This window comes from Mesorhizobium sp. KACC 23794 (genome assembly GCF_052180275.1).
Lineage (GTDB): Bacteria > Pseudomonadota > Alphaproteobacteria > Rhizobiales > Rhizobiaceae > Kumtagia.
Genome location: NZ_CP197465.1, coordinates 6118128 through 6141258 on the forward strand (window position 1 = coordinate 6118128; position 23131 = coordinate 6141258).

At 62.4% G+C, this 23131-nt stretch carries 5 protein-coding genes; 4 read left to right on the forward strand and 1 reads right to left on the reverse strand.

All coding sequences use genetic code 11. From position 1 onward, the window contains the following. Positions 1-245 precede the first annotated feature (245 nt). The 4 genes from galE to ACSBOB_RS29740 all read left to right on the forward strand — a co-directional run bounded on the left by galE (position 246) and on the right by ACSBOB_RS29740 (position 10734). Complete coding sequence (gene galE / locus ACSBOB_RS29725) at positions 246-1286, forward strand: UDP-glucose 4-epimerase GalE (protein WP_442579618.1); 1041 nt, start codon at positions 246-248, stop codon at positions 1284-1286. A 13-nt stretch (positions 1287-1299) separates the two neighbouring features. Further along, on the forward strand, positions 1300-3123 hold the full coding sequence (gene glmS / locus ACSBOB_RS29730; RefSeq protein ID WP_442579619.1) for a glutamine--fructose-6-phosphate transaminase (isomerizing): 1824 nt from the start codon (positions 1300-1302) through the stop codon (positions 3121-3123). Positions 3124-3866: 743 nt separating this feature from the next. Beyond that, positions 3867-9677 carry a hypothetical protein gene (locus ACSBOB_RS29735; RefSeq protein ID WP_442579620.1) on the forward strand — a complete coding sequence of 1937 codons (5811 nt, stop codon included), beginning with the start codon at positions 3867-3869 and terminating at the stop codon, positions 9675-9677. 646 nt (positions 9678-10323) lie between these two features. Continuing rightward, the gene (locus ACSBOB_RS29740; protein WP_442579621.1) at positions 10324-10734 is read left to right on the forward strand and encodes a hypothetical protein; all 411 of its coding nucleotides are present in this window, start codon (positions 10324-10326) and stop codon (positions 10732-10734) included. Between the two features lie 674 nt (positions 10735-11408). Here the strand turns inward: ACSBOB_RS29740 and ACSBOB_RS29745 are convergent. Further along, positions 11409-22586 (reverse strand): Ig-like domain-containing protein, encoded by an 11178-nt coding sequence (locus ACSBOB_RS29745; RefSeq protein WP_442579622.1) that lies wholly within the window; start codon positions 22584-22586, stop codon positions 11409-11411. Between the last annotated feature and the right edge of the window lie 545 nt (positions 22587-23131).

A 23131-nucleotide genomic window follows, 5' to 3' on the forward strand; every position in this document is an offset into this window, starting at 1 on the left:
CAAAGTCTACGATTTTTCTCCAAAAGCACTTCTACCAACGCCGGGGACAGTGTGCCGCCCCGTCAGGGGAGCATCCTCTGATCCCCAAGCTGTTTGCGCCAAAAATCCACATTCGGAAGCGTTGATGAATATCAAGGAAACCGGACTTCAACTGGATATACTTGAAAAACCTTAGAGCCAGATGAATGAACATCTCGGCCATTGCTATGCATTGGCTCTAATTTCTCTCTTTTTGGAGCACGCAATTGACAGTGCTGATCAGTGGTGGGGCCGGCTATATCGGAAGCCATATGGTCCTCGGCATGCTGGACAAGGGCGAGCAGGTGGTCGTGCTCGACGATCTCTCGACCGGCTTCAGGTCGGCCGTGCCTGCCGAGACTCCCTTCTACGACGGTGACGTCGCCGATTCCGACATGGTGGCAAGGATCATCCGGCATCACGACATCACCGAAATAGCCCACTTCGCGGCACGGACCGTCGTCCCGGATTCCGTACGCATGCCTCTCAGCTATTACGAGGCCAACACCGTCAAGACCCGGTCTCTGATCGAGACGGCAGTCCTTCACGGCGTCAAGCGATTCATCTTCTCTTCGACCGCCGCAGTCTATGGCGAGCCGGACGTGGTCGAGGTGGACGAGAACGTCGCTCCCGGTCCCATCAATCCATACGGCCGCTCAAAGCTGATGAGCGAATGGATGCTCGGCGATGCAGCGGCTGCCACGGGACTGAGATATGCGATCCTGCGCTATTTCAATGTGGCCGGCGCGGATCCGCAGATGCGGGCAGGACAATCCACCGAACATGCAACCCACCTGATCAAGGTCGCATGCCAAGCTGCACTGGGGTTGCGGCCTTCGATAACCGTCTTCGGCACCGACTTGCCAACGCCCGACGGAACCGGCGTGCGCGACTACATTCAGGTTAGCGACCTGGCTGATGCGCATGTCTGCGCGCTCTCTTATCTCCGCGAAACGGGCACCAATCTGTTGCTGAATTGCGGCTACGGCCGCGGCTACTCCGTCCTGGAGGTGCTCGACGCGGTAAAGCGCGTTTCGGGCGTGGACTTTCCGGTCATCTTCGGCAGCCGGCGTCCCGGCGATCCTGCGGCGCTGATTGCCAAGGCGGACAAGATCCGATCCCACCTCGACTGGCGGCCGCGATTCGACAATCTGAAAGACATTGTTTCGCAAGCGCTTGCCTGGGAACGGTACGAGGCAGTCAGGCGTCATGCCGCCACCAATGGCCATGAGGCGACATCTTCAGCCTCCACGCGACAACCAAACTGAAGGAGATTGGGCCATGTGTGGCATTGTCGGCATAGTCTCGCGCGAACCCGTGACGCCGAGGATCGTCCTGGCGCTTAAGCGGCTGGAATACCGCGGCTACGATTCGGCTGGGATCGCCACTTTGGACGATGGGCGCCTGACCCGCAGGCGCGCCGAGGGCAAACTGGCGCGCCTTGAGGAAACCCTGCGGACGACGCCGCTGGAAGGCTACATCGGAATTGGCCACACGCGCTGGGCAACGCATGGCAAGCCGACAGAGACCAACGCGCATCCCCATGCGAGCGACGTGGTGGCCGTGGTCCACAACGGTATTATCGAAAATTTCCGGCAGCTCCGCCGCGGCCTCGAGGCGGAAGGGGTCGTCTTCGAATCCGAAACGGATACGGAGGTGGTGACACATCTGGTGAGCCGGCAGATGCGCTCCGGGCTTTCGCCGAAGGAAGCGGTTCTATCGGTACTTCCCGGCCTGCGCGGTGCGTTCGCGCTCGTGTTCCTGTTCGTGGGCCATAACGACCTTCTGATTGGAGCCCGCCGAGGGTCGCCGCTCGCCGTCGGACAAGGCCCCGGCGGCGCTTTCCTGGGTTCCGATGCGCTCGCGCTCGCTCCACTTGCCGAGACCGTCACCTATCTCGAAGAAGGCGACGTCGCAGTCGTCCATCACGAAATGGTGGAATTCCTGGACACTGCCGGTCAGCCCGTCCAGCGAAAGTCGCAGGCTCTCACACCAGACTCCCTGCTCGTCGAAAAGGGCCACTACAGCCATTTTATGGCGAAGGAAATCCACGAGCAGCCGGAGGTCATCGCGAAGACGATCGCCGCCTATGTCGATTTTGCCGGCGGCCGCCTTAATCCGCTCGAAACGCCTTTCGACTGGCATACGCTGGAGCAGGTGACGATCTCCGCCTGTGGCACGGCCTATTATGCCGGGCTTGTCGCCAAATACTGGTTCGAGAAGATCGCCCAGTTGCCGGTCCAGATCGATGTGGCATCGGAATTCCGTTACCGCGAACCGCCGATGCCCAGAAACGGGCTGATGCTGCTGATCTCGCAATCCGGCGAGACAGCCGACACGCTGGCCTGCCTGCGCTTCGGCAAGAGCCGGTCGCAACATGTCTGCTCCGTGCTCAACGTGCGCACATCGAGCATGGCGCGCGAAAGCGAAATGGTCGTCCCGATCCATGCCGGTCCGGAAATCGGGGTTGCCTCGACCAAGGCATTCACCTGCCAGCTCGCGGCTCTGCTGGCGCTCGCGCTGCATGCTGGCTGCGCACGCGGAACCGTTGCGGCCGACGACCTGCCGAGCCTTCTCGACGAGTTCGCGGCGCTGCCGGGGCTGGTCCGCGAGGTTCTGCTGCGCGAGCGGGAGGTCGAGGCGATCGCGGGCGAGATCGCCGGCGCCACGACCGTCCTCTATCTGGGCCGGGGCACCTCGTTCCCCCTTGCGCTCGAAGGAGCCCTCAAGCTCAAGGAAATCTCGTACATACACGCGGAAGGCCTGGCGGCAGGCGAGTTGAAGCACGGCTCCATTGCGTTGATCGACCAGCACGTACCCGTGGTGGTGCTCCTGCCCAACGACGACGTGCTGGACAAAACCATATCCAATCTGCAGGAAGTCGCCGCTCGGGGCGCCAAGGTTATCCTGATCGGCGACCGGCGCAGCATTGAGAGTTCGGGCGTAGAGGCTGCGGCACAATTCATCATGCCGAAGGTGGCATCGACACTCGCGCCGATCCTTTACGCAGTCCCGCTCCAACTCCTTGCCTTCCATGTCGCCCTGCAGCTTGGGAGGGACGTCGACCAGCCCAGGAATCTGGCGAAGTCGGTGACCGTCGAGTGAGCATCCGGAACGCAGCTTTGCTGCGGAACAGCAAGGCTAATGTCGTGAGCTTGGCGCGGCAGGCTGCGGCGTATCCAATCGGCAGCGAACCATGACAGTGATCGGCCGGCCTAAAGTGTGTCGCGCTCAATATGTCGGGCCGGTTTGGGTCAAGGTCGAGGGCTTCGCCGTCGGTCGGGCTGGTAGCCGGACAAGACGAAGACCGAAGAATTTGGCCAAAACCGGCCCGGCAGAATGGGCGCGGTAGGTTTTAGTTCTTGGGCAACCGCCGCATCACCTTTCCCCTTTCTGTCCTGGTTGACAGTTGTCAACCAAGACCGGGAACAACCAAAGTAATGCTGCGGTTGGAAAATCACTTAGAGCATGGACGCTTGATCCATGCCTTTCGGGGACCGTGTCTTCTCCGGGAATGAGGATATGTGGGGCATTGGGTATCAACCAGCGCCGGTAAAGGCGTTACTTTCGGCAGGAGAGGCCGCGGCGTTTACGACGCACGACGCCTCCACCGCTGCTCCTTCCCACACCCGGTCCTGTGGGTACGCGTTTCAGGAGCTCGGCGTCGGCCTGCCGGAGGACCGTGCCTGCGACTTCCTGGTCGCAGACCATCCGCCGGGCGGCTCCGCGGGACGGTTGTCTTTTCTGAAGCTGCTTCTTGCGCGGGGCTTCGCGCCTCCGCCGGCGGCGGCAGAGCCGGCGCAGTCTGACGCCATTTTCAAACCAGATTATGAACAGGAGTCATCACCATGACGATCGCAATCGACGGATCGCTCCTAGACTGGACGCAGGACGATCGTCTGGAGACTTCAGCCACGCAAGTCGCGGGCTATCAGATGTACGGGCGGGTCGAAGGCGACACGTTCTATCTCGCCCTGCTTTCAGGCGAGGCAATCGGCACGAACACGACGTTCTGGCTCAACACGGACGGAAATCCGACGACTGGCTACCAGGTGTTCGATCTATATGGCGGCGCGGAATTCTATATCAACTTCGATATTGCAGGTGTGCCGCATCTCTATAACGGCGGTACCGGCCAGCTCGTCAGCAACATCAGCTACGCCCTGAGCCCTGACCACCTCTCCCTCGAGATTGCGTTGCCTAAGTCGCTTCTCGGTCCATCGGTGACGTCGCTCGGCATACTGGCCGACGTGAACGACCACCAGTTTTTGCCGGGAGCCTATGCAAGCGGCTACTATTCGCTGACCGATCCTTCAGTTCCGTCGCAATTCGATGGCAATCTGAACGACTGGTCGCAGTCGCAGCGGCTCGACCACGGCACCAATGTTCAGGCCGGCTACGAGGTCTACGGAAAGTTCGCTAACGACGCCTTCGTGTTCGGCGTGAAGAGCGCGATCGATATCGATGTCGGCACGACGTTCTGGTTCAACACGGACGGGAACAATTCTACCGGGTATCAGATCTTCGGCAATACGCTCGGCGCCGAGTTCAACGTCAACATCGGCGGCGACGGCGTGGCCCGCCTGTATTCCGGCAGTGCCGGCCAGACCTTCATCGGCAACATCGACTATAAGATCGCCGTAGACGGCAAGTCGATCGAGTTCGAACTGGCGAAGTCGCTGATTGGCAACGGCGTCAACACCGTCCAGATGCTCGCCGACATCAGCGACCAAAAGTTCTTGCCGGAATTCTATTCCAACCAGCCTTTCACCGTGACCGACCCCGCGTCGATCCCGCAGCCGGCCGGCGACGGCTACAAGATCGCCATCGTCTACTCCGCGACGACGGCCCAGAACTACTTTTCGGAGACGGCCTATTCGCAGCTCTTCATGGCCGCGCAAAGCCAGGCCATGGCTGCCGGTATTCCTTTCGACGTGCTGTCCGAAGCCGACCTGACCAATGCTAATCTTTCGACTCTGGCCGGCTATGACGCGATCGTCTTCCCGTCGTTCCAGAACGTGCCGGCAAACTATGCCGAGATCGAAGCTGTACTGAACGACCTCGTCTTCGATCATCATGTCCCGCTGATCAGCGCCGGCAATTTCATGACAAGCGATGCCGAGGGCAACGCGCTGCCAGGCAACGCCTACGCACGCATGCAATCCCTGCTCGGCGTTACCGTGAACGGCAGTGCGACCGGAACCGTCAACCTCATCGCCGAAGACCATCAGATCACCGACGGCTATGGCGACGGCCAGTTGATCCGCTCGTACACCGGCTTCGAGGGGGGTGGCGTCGGAACTTCCTTTTTCGAAGCCTTCGGCAGCAACTCATCGACGGTCATCGCCGAGCAGACGGTGAATGGCGGCACGGCCCACAATGCCGTGATCGGCACCGTTACCGGCGGACGCAACGTGCACTTTGCGACGGATGGCTTCCTTGCCGACAACAACCTTCTCGGCAAGGCGCTCGACTGGGTGACCGAGGACGCCCATGACGGGCCGCAGCTTTCGCTGCACATGACCCGAAACGAGTCAGTCGTGGCTTCCCGCACCGACCTCGACCAGGCGATGGAAACCGAGGATGTCGGAAGTAACGGCGGCATTCTGGCGTCGCTCGTCAACATCCTCCAGCAGTGGAAGACCGACTACAATTTCGTCGGGTCCTACTATGCCGATATCGGCCTCTACCCTGCAGACGGCCAGCAGACGAACTGGACCGTTTCCAAGCCCTTCTACGACCAGATTCTGGCCATGGGCAACGAGATCGGCTCACATTCAGTCTCGCATCCGGAAAACACCAACCTGTTGTTCCCGGACACCTTGACCCAGGCTGTTCTGGATCAAATCAAGGCCGCCTACGCCGATCCGAACATCGTGCCGGGCAATCGGCCCGGCAATTTCACGCCCTACGGCATGCGCGAGGACGCCAGTCAGGCGATCATCAACCAGCTTGCCAACATGTCGCTGACCGAGATCAACAATCGGATTGCCGCCGCAAAGCTGGTGGCCGATCCGACCACGCTGGACACCGTGGACAAGGCTCTGCTCGAGGCCACGTTCCAGTTCCAGTTCGAGACATCGAGGCATATTCTCGAAACACAGCTCGGCATAACGATCGATGGCGCAGCGGTGCCCGGCATGCCGGAATCGCACACCACCTCCAGTGAGATCCTGCAATATTACCAATACCTCAGCGGTGGCGCCTCCCTGGTTGGCGCCGGTTATCCAGGCGCTATCGGTTATCTTACCCCCGGTGAGAACGACAAGGTCTACCTCGCGCCGAACATGTCCTTCGACTTCACCTTGGTCGGCTGGCAGAACCTGACGCCGGAGCAGGCTGCGGCCGCATGGCTCTCCGAATTCAACGCCCTGTCGAAGAATTCGGACATGCCGATTGTAGTATGGCCCTGGCACGATTACGGCCCGACCGAGTGGATGATCGATTTCCCGACGGCATCGGAATACACGCTCGCGATGTATACGAGCTTCATCCAGGCCGCATTCCAGGCCGGCGCCGAGTTCGTGACGCTTGCCGATCTCGCCCAGCGCATCGAAACCTTCGATCACACGACGTTCTCGTATTCCGTGTCGGGCAACACGATCAACGCTACGGTGACGCCGGAAGCGAATTCGCTCGGCACCTTCTCGCTCGATCTCGACGAACTCGCCGGAGGGCAGAAGATCAAGAGCGTCGCCGGCTGGTACGCCTATGACGAGGACAGCGTCTTTCTCGACGCTGACGGCGGCAGTTTCCAGATCGAGCTCGGCACTGCGCAGGACGACGTGACGCATATCACCTCGATCGGTCAGCGCGCAAAGCTGGTCGGCCTGACCGGCGACGGCACCAGCCTCAGCTTCACCATCGCCGGCGAAGGGAAAGTGGTCGTCGACCTGAAGAACCTGCCCGGCTACGGCCTGACCGTCACGGGCGCGAGCTACACGCAGACCGGCGAGATCCTGACGCTCGATCTCGGCGGCATGGGCAACCACGTGGTTTCCGTCCAGCAGACCGCGCCCACCAACACCGCGCCTACGGACATTACGGTCCAAGGCCTGACCGGGTTGCTGGAGGAAACGGCAGCGCTCACCAAGGTGGCAACGCTGGCAGTCGTCGACAATGATGTCGATCCGCTGATGCGAAACAACACCGTGACCGTCAGCGACACTCGGTTCCTCTACGACGCAAACGATGGCGGGCTCTATCTCAAGGCCGGCCAGAAAGTGGATTTCGAAACGGAACCGACGATCTCGTTGACGTTGACGGCGACCGACGCCGGCAATCCGGCGCTCACCTTCTCCAAGCCGCTGACGATCACCGTCCTCGACGGCAACGATGGGTTAGGTCTCCTGCCGACCAAGATTGTATCCATGGAGCGTGCATCGACCGATACGCCGTTGAACCTGTCGGTTCAGGCCGATCCAAATGGGGATATCCAGACATTCATCGTCGCCAGCCTGCCGAGTCTCGGCCAGGTCCTCCTCAACGGAGTGGCCATCGCTAACGGGCAAAGCCTGACGCTGGCCGAGTTCCAGTCCCTCACCTATTCGTTCCCGGATGTGGCGCCGCAGGATATCAGCCTCGGATTCCAGGTGGACGACGGCCATGGGCATCTGGACCCGTTCAACGTGACTCTGCGAGTGACCGCAGGTGTGAACAACACGTTCAACGGCACTCCGGACCCCGACCGGCTCGACGGCGCCTGGGGCGACGACAAGCTCAACGGGCTTGGCGGCAGCGACATTCTGATCGGTGGGATCGGTGCGGACACGCTGGACGGCGGCATCGGCACCGATGCCATGTTTGGCGGCGCGGGCAACGACAAATTCTACGTCGACAATGCTGCCGATCAAATTATCGAATTGACCGGAAACGGCGACGATATCGCTTACACGACCGTGAACTACACCCTTGCCGCGGGTCAGGAAGTAGAGACTCTATCCGCACACAATGCGGCCGCGAAGAATGCGCTGAACCTCACCGGCAATGAGCTTGTCAACAAGCTCGTCGGCAATTCCGGCGCCAATACGCTGGATGGCGGTGCGGGCAATGACAAGCTCTACGGGCTTGACGGGAACGACAAATACTATGTCGACAGCGCCGGCGATCAGGTGTTCGAAACAACCGGCGCCGGCGACGACACGGTGTACGCAACAGTGAACTACGCCTTGCTGGCGGGTCAATACGTCGAAACCCTGAGCGCCAAGGACGTCAACGGCACGACGGCCCTGAATCTCACCGGCAACGCCTTTGCCAACAGGCTGATCGGAAATGCCGGCAACAACATCCTGAACGGCGGCGCCGGTGCCGACATCATGGAGGGCGGCGGCGGCGATGACACCTATGTCGTAGACGACGCCGGAGACCAGGTGATCGAGGCGGCGAATGCTGGGACAGACACTGTCCAGAGCTCCATAAGCTTCGCGCTCGGTGCCGATTTCGAGAACCTGACTTTGACGGGCAGCGCCGCCATCAACGCCACTGGGAATGCAATTGGAAATACGATCGCCGGCAACTCCGGCAACAATACCCTGGACGGCGGTGCTGGCGCCGACAAGATGTCCGGCGGCAGCGGCAACGATATCTATGTCGTGGACGACGCGGGCGACCAGGCGATCGAGGCGGCGGGTGCGGGAACCGACACAGTCCAGAGCGCGGTCAGCTTCACGCTTGGCGCCAATGTCGAGAACCTGACGCTGACGGGCAGCGCCGCCATCAACGGCACCGGCAACACGCTCGCCAACGTGATCAACGGCAATTCCGGTGACAACATCCTGAACGGTGGCGCCGGCGCCGACACCATGACGGGCGGTGCCGGCAACGACACCTATTTCGTCGACAACGCAGGAGACTCTGTTGTCGAGGCCACCGGAGCCGGCAGCGACGTTGTTGTCGCCAGCGTCAGCTACACGATGGCTGCGAGTGCCGCAGTGGAAACCCTGCGCACGACCTCCGAGGGCGGCACCAGTGCGATCAACCTGACCGGCAATGCGCTCGCGCAGGAGATCATCGGCAACGCCGGCGCGAACACGCTGAAGGATGGCGCCGGCGCGGGCGACGTGCTGCGCGGCCTCGGTGGCAGCGATAGCTATCTCATCTACAGCGCCGCCACGACCATTGTGGAGGGCCCGACGCAAGGCGCGACGGATCGCGCCCTGGTCAATGCCGACTACACACTGGGCTCGGGCGTCTTCGTCGAATGGCTGGCCACCACCAGCGGCGCGGGCACATCGAGTTTCGACCTGACCGGCAATGAGATCGCCCAGCAAGTCGTCGGCAATGCCGGCGCCAATCGGCTCGACGGCAAAGGCGGCGGCGACACGCTCACGGGCCTCGCCGGCAAGGACATGTTCGTCTTTTCGTCCGCGCTCGGGCTCGACAACGTCGATACGATTACCGACTTCAGCACGGTGGACGATCGCATCGAGCTGGAAAACGGCGTGTTCACCGCGCTGACCGCGACCGGCGTGCTTGCTGCCTCCGCCTTCCGCGCCAACACGACCGGCCTCGCCGGTGATGCCGACGATCGCCTCATCTACGAGAGCGATACGGGAAAACTGTTCTACGACGAGGACGGCACCGGCGTGACTGCCAGCATCCACTTCGCCACGTTGACGGTCGGGTTGAACCTTTCATATGCTGACTTCGTGGTGGCTTGAGGTCGGTAGGGCCGCCATATACGGCCGGAAGCGTCCCATGATGGCCCGGAGAAAGAAGCGTTTGGGCAGATTCTCTGCCTGCATGAGAGGCTTGCCGCGCGGCATTCACGCTTGGGGATGATCCCCCGGTGACGCCGTCATGAGTCCGCCGGTGAACAACATCAATTCATTGATCTTGCGGGACGATCATCGGAGCTTAAAGTTTTGAGATCGCAAGCTTGCGGACCATGAAAGGGCGCAAGCTTGCGATTTCGATTTGGGATTGAGCGGGACAGGGAACGCCTCCACGGCGCCGCCCCTCCCACACCACCGGAATAGACGGGGCAAGCCGAGCGATTCGAAGTGGCGGTTGCGTGGCGCCTGTTGAACCACCAGCACAGCGCCTTCGCTGACGCCGCCAATGTGCGTCCCGCCGCCAGGAGATACAGCGTTCGGCAGCCAATCTTCAAATCGCTTGTCCAGCCGGATCCGACACAATCCCTATAACACCTGGCCTTCCCACGGCTTCGTTCAATCCGGCTTGCAATAAGGTCCGACGCCGAGACCGCGCCCTTGTCGTCCATGCGGACCTCCCAGAAGCTTCGAGATTCTTGGGCGGAATCGGTTCTGCTTCATGGGCTTCCGATTGAGCCGGAGATAGGAAGCCATGTCGACACGGAGGGACGAAGCGGATTGCGGCCATGTTGAAAATATTCCGGGCCTGCCTGCCGCGGCGTGGACGCAAGGCGTCGAACGGCCGGCGCTTCCCGCAAGGCGCTTCACTTCTTCACGCTGCACCGGTGACCGTACCGGAGTTGATCGGACCGTGGAACTCGGTTTGGAGCGCGTCGGCCGGCTGAGCAAGGTGGGGTTGTTCGAAAACTTCTTCGAGACGCTGGCATCGATGAGCCGTTCGGCACATCTCATCCAGGTGTTCGATTCCACGATCGTGCGCGCCCATATCCCGGCGGCGAGCGCCAAAGGGGGGCAGAAAAGTCAGGCGCTCGATCGCTTCCCGCACGCGTTCACGACGAAAACCGACGTTAAATCAGATGCGTCGGCACCATCATCGCCTTAAACCTGACCGGCGGCGAGAAGTCGGGTGCTCCACATCTCCCAACATCGGACCCGACATCTCGCCTCGAACTGGCGATCGCCAAGCTCTCCGAGAGCCAAGCTCGGCTTTGTCTTCTTGCCAAGATGATGGATCGTCGAACGATCCTTCAACTCGGCGATCTGCCCCAGAAGACTGGTCCAGGACTACAAACGATGCCCCCGAACACTCCAAGGTCTTAACTCTTCGCCTTCGTCTGCATCATACTCAAACAGAGCGCTCAACTCGCAAACAGTTCAAAAAAGCCTCCAGGGCTGGACCCACGGAACGACGCATTCAGGCTATGGACCGGTAATTTGCAATTGCTACAATCAGAACGCGAGACGGATTCAATAAATCCGTCCCGCGCCCTGGGTAGGGGATATTCTGCCTTGTCTGTTTATCCGCAGACTGGCCCCGCTGTTCCCTAGAGCAGCGGGGCTAAATTCCCCAAACGAGGCGAGCAGTATAACTTTTTCTAAGAAACCCTCGACCAATTCGACTTTCATCAAAATGCGGCAAGGGGCTGTGCGCTTTCGCTTAGGGGTTACTTTGCCTGGTACGAGCGCGACTCAACTTTCGATATCGGCACAAGCACCAAGCTGTGCTTCGCTGCGCCCACCCTGCCGGATTCGACAGGGTGGGCGTTTTGGTCTCAGCTACACCACGAAGAAATCCAGGTTGGTCAGTGCCGTGAGCGGTGTGACCTTGGCGAATGCAATGGCCGCATTCGCACCTGTTCCGTCGCTGTCGTAGCTCACGATTCCCGTGCTGGAGTTGTAGATGATGCGGTCCAGCGCATCGGCGGCCGCAGCGCCGACGACGAAAGCGGTGCTGGCGAGCGTGCCGGTTGCCGTCAGTGCGGTGAAGAAGCCAGTATTCTCCAGCCGGAAAGTGTCGTCCGCGACGGAGAAGTCCGTGATCGTGTCGACATTGGTGCTGCCGTTCAGCGCGGCGTTGAAGAAGAACGTGTCGGTACCGGCGCCGCCTGTCAGCGTGTCGTTCCCCAGCCCTCCAACGATCAGATCGGCGCCGTTTCCACCGTTGAGGATGTTTGCCCCGTTGTTGCCCGTGAGCGTGTCGGCAAAGGCCGAACCGGTCAGGTTTTCGATGGAGTTGTAGGTGTCGCCTTTTGCATCGCCCGTATTGGCCGCCGGAGACACTAGGCTTGCGATGATCCCGGCGGTGGCATCCTCGTAAGATGCGGTGTCTGATCCAACGCCTCCGCTGAAAGCGTCGGCGCCGATCCCACCGACCAGGACGTCATTGCCATCCTGGCCGAAAAGGTTGTCACTGCCGGCCAAGCCGAAGACCTTGTCGTCGCCGAGACCCGCAATGATGCTGTTCGTGCCGGTAGTGCCTGTCAGGATGTCCGCAAATGCCGAACCGGTCAGGTTCTCGACCGAATTGTAGGTATCGCCCAGGGCATCGCCTGTGTTGACGCCGGGGTTCGTCAGGCTGACAACAACGGCCGCTGTTGCCGTGTCATAAGACGCACGGTCGCTGCCATTGCCGCCGCTCAGGGAATCTGCACCAGATCCGCCAACCAGCACGTCATTGCCGTCCTGGCCGAACAGGCTGTCGTTTCCGCCCAGTCCGAAGACGGTGTCGTCTCCGGTTCCGGCGATGATGCTGTTGGTCGCATCCGAACCGGTGAGGGTGTCATTGAAGTTCGAACCTGTCAGGCTTTCGATCGAGTTGTAGGTGTCGCCCGCGGCATCGCCCGTGTTGCCCAGCGCGTTCACCAGGCTGGCGATCACTGCCGCTGCCGCAGTCTCATAAGATGCCCGGTCGCCTCCCGCGCCACCGTCCAGCGTATCGGCGCCTGCTCCACCCGTCAGCACGTCGCTGCCGTTCCCGCCGCTGAGGATGTTTGCGCCGTTGTTGCCGGTGAGCGTGTCGGCAAACGCTGAACCCGTCAGGTTTTCGATGGAGTTGTAGCTGTCGCCTTTTGCATCGCCGGTATTCGCCGCCGGAGACACCAGGCTTGCGATGATCCCGGCGGTGGCATCCTCGTAAGATGCAGTGTCCGATCCAACGCCTCCGCTGAAAGCGTCGGCGCCGATCCCGCCGACCAGGATGTCGTTGCCATCCTGGCCGAAAAGGTTGTCACTGCCGGCCAGGCCGAAGACCTTGTCGTCGCCGAGACCCGCAATGATGCTGTTCGTGCCGGTCGTACCCGTGAGGATGTCTGCAAACGCCGACCCGGTCACGTTCTCGATCGAGGCGTACGTGTCTCCCAGGGCGTCGCCTGTATTGGCGCCGGCGCTCGTCAGATTGGCGACTACGCCCGCCGTTGCCGTGTCGTAAGATGCACGGTCGCTGCCATTGCCGCCGCTCAAGGCATCTGCACCAGCTCCGCCAACCAGCACGTCATTGCCGTCCTGGCCGTACAGGCTGTCGTTTCCGCCCAGTCCGAAGACGGTGTCGTCTCCGGTTCCAGCGATGATGCTGTTTGTCGCATCCGAACCGGTAAGGGTGTCGTTGAAGTTCGAACCGGTCAGGCTTTCGACCGAGACATAGATGTCGCCTGCGGCATCGCCCGTGTTGCCCAGTGCGTTCGCCAGGCTGGCGATCACTGCCGCTGCCGCAGTCTGATACGATGCCCGGTCGCCTCCCGCGCCACCGTCCAGCGTATCGGCGCCTGCTCCGCCCGTCAGCACATCGCTGCCGTTCCCGCCGCTGAGGACATTTGCCTTGCTGTCGCCGGTCAGGGTATCGTTGGCGGATCCGCCGATAACATTCTCGATGTTCCTGACCGTATCCTCCGCGACGCCGCCTACAGAGGCTGTCGCGTTGGTGCTGCCGTTCAGCGTGAGGACGACAGATGCAGTCTTGTCGCTGTAATCGGCCGTGTCGGAACCATTTCCGCCGTCGAGGATGTCTTTGCCGGCCCCACCCTTGAGAACGTTTGCTTGGCCGTCGCCCGTCAGAGTGTCATCGCCAGATCCGCCGATTATGTTCTCGACGTTTTTGACCGTGTCTTCTGCAACACCGCCCACAAAGGCCGTCGCATTCGTGCTGCCGTTCAGCGTGAGGACGACGGCTGCCGTCTTGTCGCTGTAATCGACCGTGTCGGAACCACTTCCACCGTCGAGGGCGTCCTTGCCCAACTTGCCTCTCAGCAGGTCGTTGCCACCCAGTCCGTTGATCGTGTCCTCTTCATCGGTTCCGATCAGGACGTTGTCATTGTCGTCGCTAGGGACGTTGCCGGATACATTGGTGACCGTAACGGCGATCGCCTGGCTGTCCGTCAGCGTGCCGTCGGAGACTTGCACGACGACATCATAGACGTTGTTGGCGCCGACATCGCCGGGTATTTCGAAATCCGGTGCTGAGACAAAACTGAGCACGCCCGTCGAGCTGATCTGGAACTTGCCCGCATCCGCGCCGGAGAGCGAGTAGAGCAACGTCGTTCCTGCGTCAGGGTCCGTCGCGGCGACGGTCGTCACTGCAGTGCTGTTCTCAGGCACCGAGATTGCGGCCGTGGCCCCGCCGCCATTGGAGGTGATGACAGGAGCCTGGTTGAGTACGCGCAGATAGGTCTGGGAATCTTGCGCGACGGCAGTATTTCCGGCCGCGTCGGTGGCCGACACGCTGGCGTCGATCGTGCTGTCGGCATCGACCGCGAGGTCGCCTCCCTTGACGTCGATGCTGAAACCGCCGTTGAGCGCCTGTCCGGTATAGTTTTGGCCGTTCACCGTCAGAGTGATGGTATCGCCATTCTCCACATCACCACCAACCGTGCCGGTGATCGAGACGTTGCCAGCCGCTTCAGCCGCACTGAGCGTGTTGTCCGCCGTGACCAGGTCGATGGCGATCGTCGCTGTTGCCGTGGTGTCGAGCACGGTCGCGCCGGATGTGCCGGCGGCGGTGTTGCCAGCCGCGTCGGTGGCCGAAACGGAAGCCGTGATCGGCCCGTCGGTCAATCCCGACAGGTTGGCGACACCGTTGACGCCGACAACTGAGTTCTTGCCGTCAGAGAAGGTGACGGTCGCGGTCGCATCGCCATCGAGGCCTGCAACGGTATAGGCGACATTGGCCCTTTCGGTATTGTTGACGAGATTGTCCGTAACTGAGACGGCAAGGTCGCCGCCCTGGTCGGCCGTGGTGTCGAGCGCCGTTGCACCGGATGTGCCGTTGGCCGTGTTGCCGGCCGTATCTGTAGCCGAGATGGAGGCCGTGATCGGTCCATCGGTCAGCCCTGACAGGTTGGCGACGCCATTGTTGCCGACAACCGAGTTCTTGCCGTCAGAGAACGTGACGGTTGCCGTGGCGTCCAGATCGAGGCCGGTCACGGTATAGGCGACGTTCGTCTTCTCGGCATTGCCGACGAGATTGTCCCCGACCGAGACGGCAAGGTCGCCGCCGTTATCCGCCGTGGTGTCGAGCACCGTTGCGCCGGATATGCCGGCGGCGGTGTTGCCGGCCGCATCGGTGGCCGAGACGGTGGCGGTGATCGGCCCGTCGGTCAGCCCCGACAAGTCGGCGACGCCGTTGACGCCGACAACCGCGTTCTTGCCGTCAGAGAAGGTGACGGTTGCCGTGGCATCGCCATCGAGACCGGTCACGGTGTAGGCGACATTGGCCTTCTCCGCAGCGCCGATAAGGTTGTCTGTAACCGAGACGGCAAGGTCACCGCCCTCGTCGGCGATGGTGTCGAGCACGGTCGCACCGGATGCGCCGGCGGCGGTGTTGCCGGCCGTATCGGTGGCCGAGATGGTGACGGTGATGTTTCCATCCGCCAGGCCGGAGAGGTTAGCCGAACCGCTGCTGGTAATGCCCGTCAAGACGATCGGCGCGCCGCCGTTGCTGGACGTGAAGGTAACAATTGCCGTTGAGCCGACATCAAGGCCTGTCACGGTGTAGGCGACGTTCGCCTTCTCGGCATTACCGATGAGGTTGTCCGCAATCGACACGGCAAGGTCGCCGTCGGCCGTGGTGTCGAGCACGGTAGCGCCTGGTGCGCCAGTTGCCGTGTTGCCGGCCGTATCTGTAGCCGAGATGGAAGCCGTGATCGGCCCGTCGGCCAGCCCCGACAGATCGGCGACGCCGTTGACGCCGACAACCGAGTTCTTGCCGTCGGAGAAAGTGACGGTTGCCGTGGCGTCCAGATCGAGGCCTGCCACGGTGTAGGCGACATTGGTCTTCTCGGCATTGCCGATAAGATTGTCTGTAACCGAGACGGCAAGGTCGCCGCCCTGGTCGGCGGTGGTGTCGAGCACGGTCGCGCCGGACGCGCCGGCGGCGGTGTTGCCGGCCGTATCGGTGGCCGAGACGGAAGCCGTGATCGGTCCGTCGGTCAGCCCCGACAGGTCGGCGACGCCGTTGACGCCGACAACCGAGTTCTTGCCGTCGGAGAAGGTGACGGTTGCCGTGCCGTCCAGATCGAGGCCGGTCACGGTGTAGGCGACGCTGGTCTTCTCGGCGTTGTTGACGAGCTTGTCCCCGACCGAGACGGCAAGGTCGCCGCCCTCGTCGGCGATGGTGTCAAGAACGGTTCCACCGGACGCGCCGGCAGCGGTGTTGCCGGCCGTATCGGTTGCCGAGACAATGGCGGTAATCGGCCCGTCGCTCAGTCCCGACAGGTCGGCGACGCCGTTGACGCCTACAACCGAGTTCTTGCCGTCGGAGAAGGTGACGGTTGCAGTGGCGTCCAGATCGAGACCTGCCACTGTGTAGGCGACGCTGGTCTTCTCGGCGTTGCCGACGAGGTTGTCTGTAACCGAGACAGCAAGGTCGCCGCCCTGGTCGGCGGTGGTGTCGAGAACGGTTGCACCGGACGCGCCAGCGGCGCTGTTGCCGGCCGTGTCGGTGGCCGAGATGGAAGCCGTGATCGGCCCGTCGCTCAGTCCCGACAGGTCGGCGACGCCGTTGGCGCCGACAACCGAGTTCTTGCCGTCGGTGAATGTCACCGTCGCGGTCGCATCGCCGTCGAGGCCGGTCACGGTGTAGGCGACACTGGCCTTCTCGGCGTTGCCGACGAGATTGTCCGTAACCGAGACAGCGAGGTCGCCGCCCTTGTCGGCGGTAGTGTCGAGCACCGTCGCGCCGGATGTGCCGGCGGCAGTGTTGCCGGCTGCATCGGTGGCCGAGACAGTGGCTGTGATCGGTCCGTCGGTCAGTCCCGACAGGTCAGCGACGCCGTTGACGCCGACAACCGAGTTCTTGCCGTCAGAGAAGGTGACGGTTGCCGTGGCATCTGGATCGAGGCCGGTCACGGTGTAGGCGACACTGGCCTTCTCGGCGTTGTTGACGAGATTGACCCCGACCGAAACGGCGAGGTCGCCGCCCTCGTCGGCGATGGTGTCGAGCACCGTCGCGCCGGACACGCCGGCGGCGGTGTTGCCAGCAGTGTCGGTGGCCGAGACGGTAGCCGTGATCGGCCCGTCGGTCAGTCCCGACAGGTCAGCCACGCCGTTGACGCCCTGGACCGAATTGGTGCCGTCGGTGAACGTCACTGTCGCGGTCGCATCGCCATCGAGACCTGCCACGGTGTAAGCGACACTGGTCTTCTCGGCGTTGCCGACGAGATTGTCGGTAACCGAAACGGCAAGATCGCCGCCCTGGTCGGCGGTGGCGTCTACCGTATAGGGCCGGTCAGCCGTCGCCGTTGCCGGATTGCCGGAAGAATCGATCGTCGAGACGCTGGCGTGCACATTCGTGTCGAGGGCCAGGTCGGTCCCGAGCACATCGATGCTGAAGGTACCGTCCGAGACGAAGCCGACATACTCGCTGCCATGGACCGTCAGGGTTACGAGGTCGCCGTCCTGGACGTCTCCGCCGACGGTACCGGTCAGGGTCACCAAGCCGGACTCTTCCGCTGCGTTGATGATGTCGTCGCCGGCGATGGCGTCGAGCGTGATGCTTGCCGCCCCCGAAAGGTCCACGGCGTAGGCCAGATCTGCCGTCTCGGTCGCCTCATTTCCGAACGCGTCCGTAGCGGTGACGCTGGCATGGACCGAGCTTCCGAGCGCCAGAGCGCTGCCGGGTACGTCGATGCTGAACGTGCCGCCGGAGGCTTCACCGGTGTAGTTTACGCTGTTGATGGTGAGCGTGACTGTGGTGCCGTCCGCGACATCGGGGCCGAGCTGGCCGGTCACCGCGATAGTCTGCCCCGCCTCTTCGGTATTGATGATATTGTCGTCAGTGATCGGATTGATGACGATCCACGCCTCGACGGTCGTATCGACGGTGTAGGCCTGGCTCGAGGTCAGCGCTGTGGTGTTGCCGAGGTCGTCGGTTGCGGCCACACTGACATCGACCGTGCTGTCGGTATCGGCCGCGAGGTCGCTGCCCTTCACGTTGATGCTGAAGGCGCTGTCCGACACCGTCCCCGTGTAGCTTTCGCCGTTGACGGTAAGGGTTACGCTGTCGCCGTCCTTGGCGTCGCCGCCGACGAAGCCCGTAATGGCGATGTTCGCCGTTGCCGCCTCGGTGGCGTTTATGACGTTGTCGTCGGTGATCGGGTCGAGGATGACGAACCCATCCGCCTGTGTATCGAGCAAGGTCGCGCCGGGAGCGCCGTCGGCGTGGTTGCCGGCCGTATCGTTGGCCGTGATGGTGACGGTGATGTCGCCATCGGCAAGGCCGGTCAGGTTGGCGATGCCGCTGCCGGTGACGCCGTTCAGCACGATCGGCGAGCCGCCGTTGCTGGAAGTGAAGGTGACGGTTGCCGTGGCGCCGGCGTCGAGGCCGGTCACGGTGTAGGCAACATTGCCCTTCTCGGCATTGTTGACGAGATCGTCCGCAACCGAGACCGCCAGATCACTGCCTTGGTCGGCCGTGGTGTCGAGCACCGTCGCGCCGGACACGCCTGTGGCGGTGTTGCCAGCGGCATCGGTAACCGACACGGTGGCCGTGATCGGCCCGTCGGTCAGGCCGGTCAGGTCGACGACGCCGTTGGCGCCGACAACCGAGTTCTTGCCGTCAGAGAAGGTGACGGTCGCGGTGGCGCCGGCGTCCAGGCCGTTCACAGTATAGGCGACGTTGGCCTTCTCGGCATTGTTGACGAGATTGTCCCCGACCGAGACGGCAAGGTCGCCGCCCGCGTCGGCGGTGGTGTCAACGCTGTAGGTTTTCGTGTCCTCCGCCGTTGCCGGATTGCCCGCGGCATCTGTCGCTGTGACACTGGCATGAATGTTCGTGTCGGCTGCCAGGTCGGCGCCGCCCACGTCTATGCTGAAGGTCGAGCCGCTGACCGTGCCATTGTAGGCGTGGCCATTCACGGTGAGCGTGACGGCATCGCCGCTCTTTGCATCGCCGCCGACTGTGCCGGTGACCATCACCGTTCCGCCGGCTTCGGCAGCGTTGATGACGTTGTCGGCGGTGATGTCGTTCACCGCGATCGTTGCAGTGGCCGCGAGATCGACCTGATAGGCATGATCCGCAGTGCCCGTCGCCGCGTTGCCGGCGGCGTCAGTCGCCGAGACGCTTGCATGGACGTTCGTGTCAAGCACGAGATCCGCGCCGTCCACGTTGATGCTGAAGCTCGTGCCACTGACAGTTCCGTTGTAGTTGTGCCCGTTCACGGTCAGCGTGACGGTGGCGCCGTCCAGCACGTCGCCGCCGACCGTACCCGTGACGGCCACCTGGCCGCCGGCCTCCGCGGCGTTGATGATGTTGTCGGCGGTGATGTTGTTGACCGCGATGATGGCCGAGGCCGCGAGATCGACCTGATAGGCATGGTCGGCAGTGACCGTCGTCACATTGCCGGCCGTGTCGCTCACCGTGATGCTGGCGTGGATGTTCGTGTCAGCCGTCAGGTCGCCGCCGCTCACATCGATGCTGAAGATTCCGCCATTGACCGAACCGGCGTAGTCGTGCCCGTTCACGGTCAGTGTGATGATGTCGCCGTCCTGCGCATCGCCACCGACCGTGCCGGTGATGGTCACCGTGGCGAGGCCGGATTCCGTGTTGTTGATTGTGTTGTCGGCGGTCACCGGATCGATGCTGATCGGGGCGGAGGCTGCCGTATCGATGGCGTATGGGTTCGAGGTCGTCGACCCAGCAGGCGGATTGCCCGCCGCGTCAGTCCAGGCCGTTCCCACCGTTATCACGTTGCTGCTGTCTTCGACGCCGGCATTCGGGGTCAGGATCGCGGTGAAGACAAGCGGATTGCCGGTCGGGCTAAGCGACGTGATAGTGCCGTTCTCGACGGTCACGTCGGCGTCGGTGAAGTTCGAAGGAACCTCGCTGAATGTAAACGTGACCGTTGCCGTACCGCCGGTGATGAGCGTCGTATTGTCGACCGAGACCGAGACCGTCGGCGCAGTCGTGTCGGTGGTGACATGGAACGCAGCGGAAACGCCGCCCTCGTTGCCTGCGGCGTCTGTCGCCTTGGCAGTCAGGGTGTGAACACCTTCGCTCAGCGCCGAGGTGGTTATTGTGTAGGTGCCGCCGGTTGCGACTGCAGAGCCAAGGACGGTGATGCCGTCGGTGTCGAAAATCGTGACGGTGCTGCCGGCTTCGGCCGAACCGCTGATCGTGAGCGTGGCGTCGTTCGATGTACCATTGTCGCTTACCGGCCCGGTAACCGTGGCGACATCGTCGGAGACGGTGGTGATCGTCGGCGCGTTGGGAGCAGTCGTATCGATGATGACATTGAACGCTGTCGAGGCGGTGCCCTGGTTGCCGGCGGCGTCGGTGGCCCTGGCGGTCAGGGTGTGAGCGCCCTGGCCCAGCGCCGACATAGTGATCGTGTAGGTGCCGCCGGTGGCGACGGCGGTTCCCAGCACCGTGGTGCCGTTGGTGTCGTAGATGGTGACTGTGCTGCCTGCCTCGGCACTGCCCGTAATGGTCAGGGTGGTGTCGTTGGAGCTGCCGTTGTTGGACACCGTGCCGGTGACGGGCGCCACGTCGTCGGAGACGGTGGCGATCGTCGGAGCGGTCGGCGCGGTCGTATCTATGGTGACGTGGAACGCGGTCGAGGCGACGCCCTGGTTGCCTGCGGCGTCGGTGGCCCGGGCGGTGAGCGTATGAGCACCCTGGCCCAGCGCCGAGGTGGTGATTGTGTAGGTACCGCCTGTGGCGACCGCGGTGCCAAGCACGGTCGTGCCGTTGGTGTCATAGATCGTGACCGTGCTGCCGGCCTCGGCCGAACCGGAGATCGTGAGCGTCGTGTCGTTGGAGCTGCCGTTGTCGGACACCGTGCCGGTGACGGGCGCCACGTCGTCGGAGACTGTGGCGATCGTCGGCGCGTTCGGCGCAGTGGCGTCGACAGTAACCGTGCGGGCGGCGGTGGCCGTGCCTTCGTTACCGGCCGCGTCGGTGTAGCGGGCCGTGAAGCTGTGGCCCCCGTCCGTCAGGGCGGCCGTCGTGAACGACCAGTTTCCGCCAGATACAACGACCGAACCGAGGAGCGTGGCGCCGTCATAGATGGAGACCGTGTTGCCGGTCGTCCCCGTGCCGGAAATAGCGAGGGTATTGTCGTTGGTGGTGCCGCCGTTGGCGACATTGCCCGTCGTCGGCGCCACATTGTCGGTCACTGCGCTGATCGTCGGTGTCCCCGACGGTACGGTCGTGTCGATGGTAATGTCCCAGGCGCCGCTCGCGGAGGAAGCGCTGGTGTTCCCGGCCGCATCGATCACAGCCGCGCGGAAATTGTAGGCGGTGCCGTTCGTCAGCGCCGACGTCGTGATATCCAGGAAGCCGTTCGATATGTCGGTAGCGGTCAGCGTTACCGCCGTGCCGAGTGTCGTTGTATTGTTGTAGAGTTGGACCCGGTCGCCGGAGACGGCGTTCGTGCCGGTCAGGTTAATACGGATAGTCGGAGTGGTGTCGTTGGTGCTGCCGCCATCGACCAGCGTTCCGGTGATCGGCGAGACATTGTCGGTGATCGAGGTGATGGACGGCGCGTTCGGAACCGACGTATCGATCGTGAATGGCCCTTGGGTCCTTTGCCCGGAAGCCGAAATCGCGGTCGATGTTGTGACGCCAGTTGAAGCGGTATCGTTTAGCTCAAAGACGGTGCCAGCTGGCCAGTTGACGGTCGCAGGCACACCGTCGGTGACGACGACGTTGCCGCTGTTCGACGAAGTGGCCGCGATAACATCGCCTTGATAGATGCGAATATAGATTTGTCCCTGATATCCCCCCAGCGCCGCTGTGGGAATCGTGAGATCGATGTCCGTGCTGCTTTGTGTCAGCTGATCGCCATTGCTGGTGATCCAGTAGATTGGCGACGTTGCGGAGCTGCTCGTGAAGACCGCTACGAGGAAGCCGTTGCCTGGAGAACTCGCACTGCGCGAGATGTTGTCGATCGTCAATCCGCCGGCCAGTTCAGAGGCGTTGAGGAAGCCATCGGCACCTGCTGTAACCGTGCCGTCATCAATGCTCATAACGCCCGAATAGGCCTCCATACCCTCCGCCGTCAGCGGCGAGCTGGCATACCGCGGTCGTGTCTGCACATCGAGTTCCCAGGTGCCGCCCTTGTCGGCTGCGCCGACAAGACCTGTCGAAGCCGCCACCGAGGCGCCGGTGGCACCGGCCAGCGCGGCAAGGAAGGCAACACCCTCCGCACCGCTAGCCGTCTCGCAGGTCCACAGCCTGATCTCGCCGCCGTCGAGCGATCTGCCGATCGCCGCGAGGTCGTCCGCATGGAGGTCCAGTGCGTCCGCGCCGACAGGTCCCGCGGCAAATTCGATGCTGCCCGGCCGGCCATGGGCGATGATGTGGATCGCCTCGATGTCTCGATGGCTCTTGATGCCATCGGCGATCTGAGCCAGCGCGGGCGCGTCGCGCGACAGGACGATGGCGTACACTCCGTCCTTGAGGTGGGCCCTCAACTGTTCGATGGCGGAAATGTCGGCATCCAGGAACGCAACTTCACGAGCCATAGGTCTTCCTCCGGAACGGCAGGCTTACGTGATGGTCCATCACAGCCCGCAGGCACGGAGCAGCCGGATTTTTTGGCAAAAGGAGGAGTCTCTCGAAGGCGGCGTACCGGAAGGCTACGCCATTTCGATCATGCCAGTGGCCCGGACACCTAAGCTGGCGCAAGGCCCCTGCGGGCTTGATTAGAGATCCGTGATATTCCTCGTTCCTGCCTTAAGAACCCACCTGCCCCAGACAAATTAACCCCTCGTTCACCTTTAGCCACGGCGAGCCCAGCGGGATTGATATTTGTCAGCGGAGCATGGTGTTTCTGGCGCAAGCCGGAATCGCCTTCCGCTATACTTAATTCTCTTGATTGCTTTGCTGCCGGACTGCGCGCGACAGCGGGTGGCTTGCCGCCGTTTAGCGGACCGCAGCGACGGATCCGCCGTATCTTCGTTCGCGTTTCACGGCGTGATTCGACCCGCCGCGCGCCACATTTCGAACGCAAATCCGCTACTCATGCGCGACTTGCGGACCGATCTGCCGGCTGCCGCAGGTAATCCCG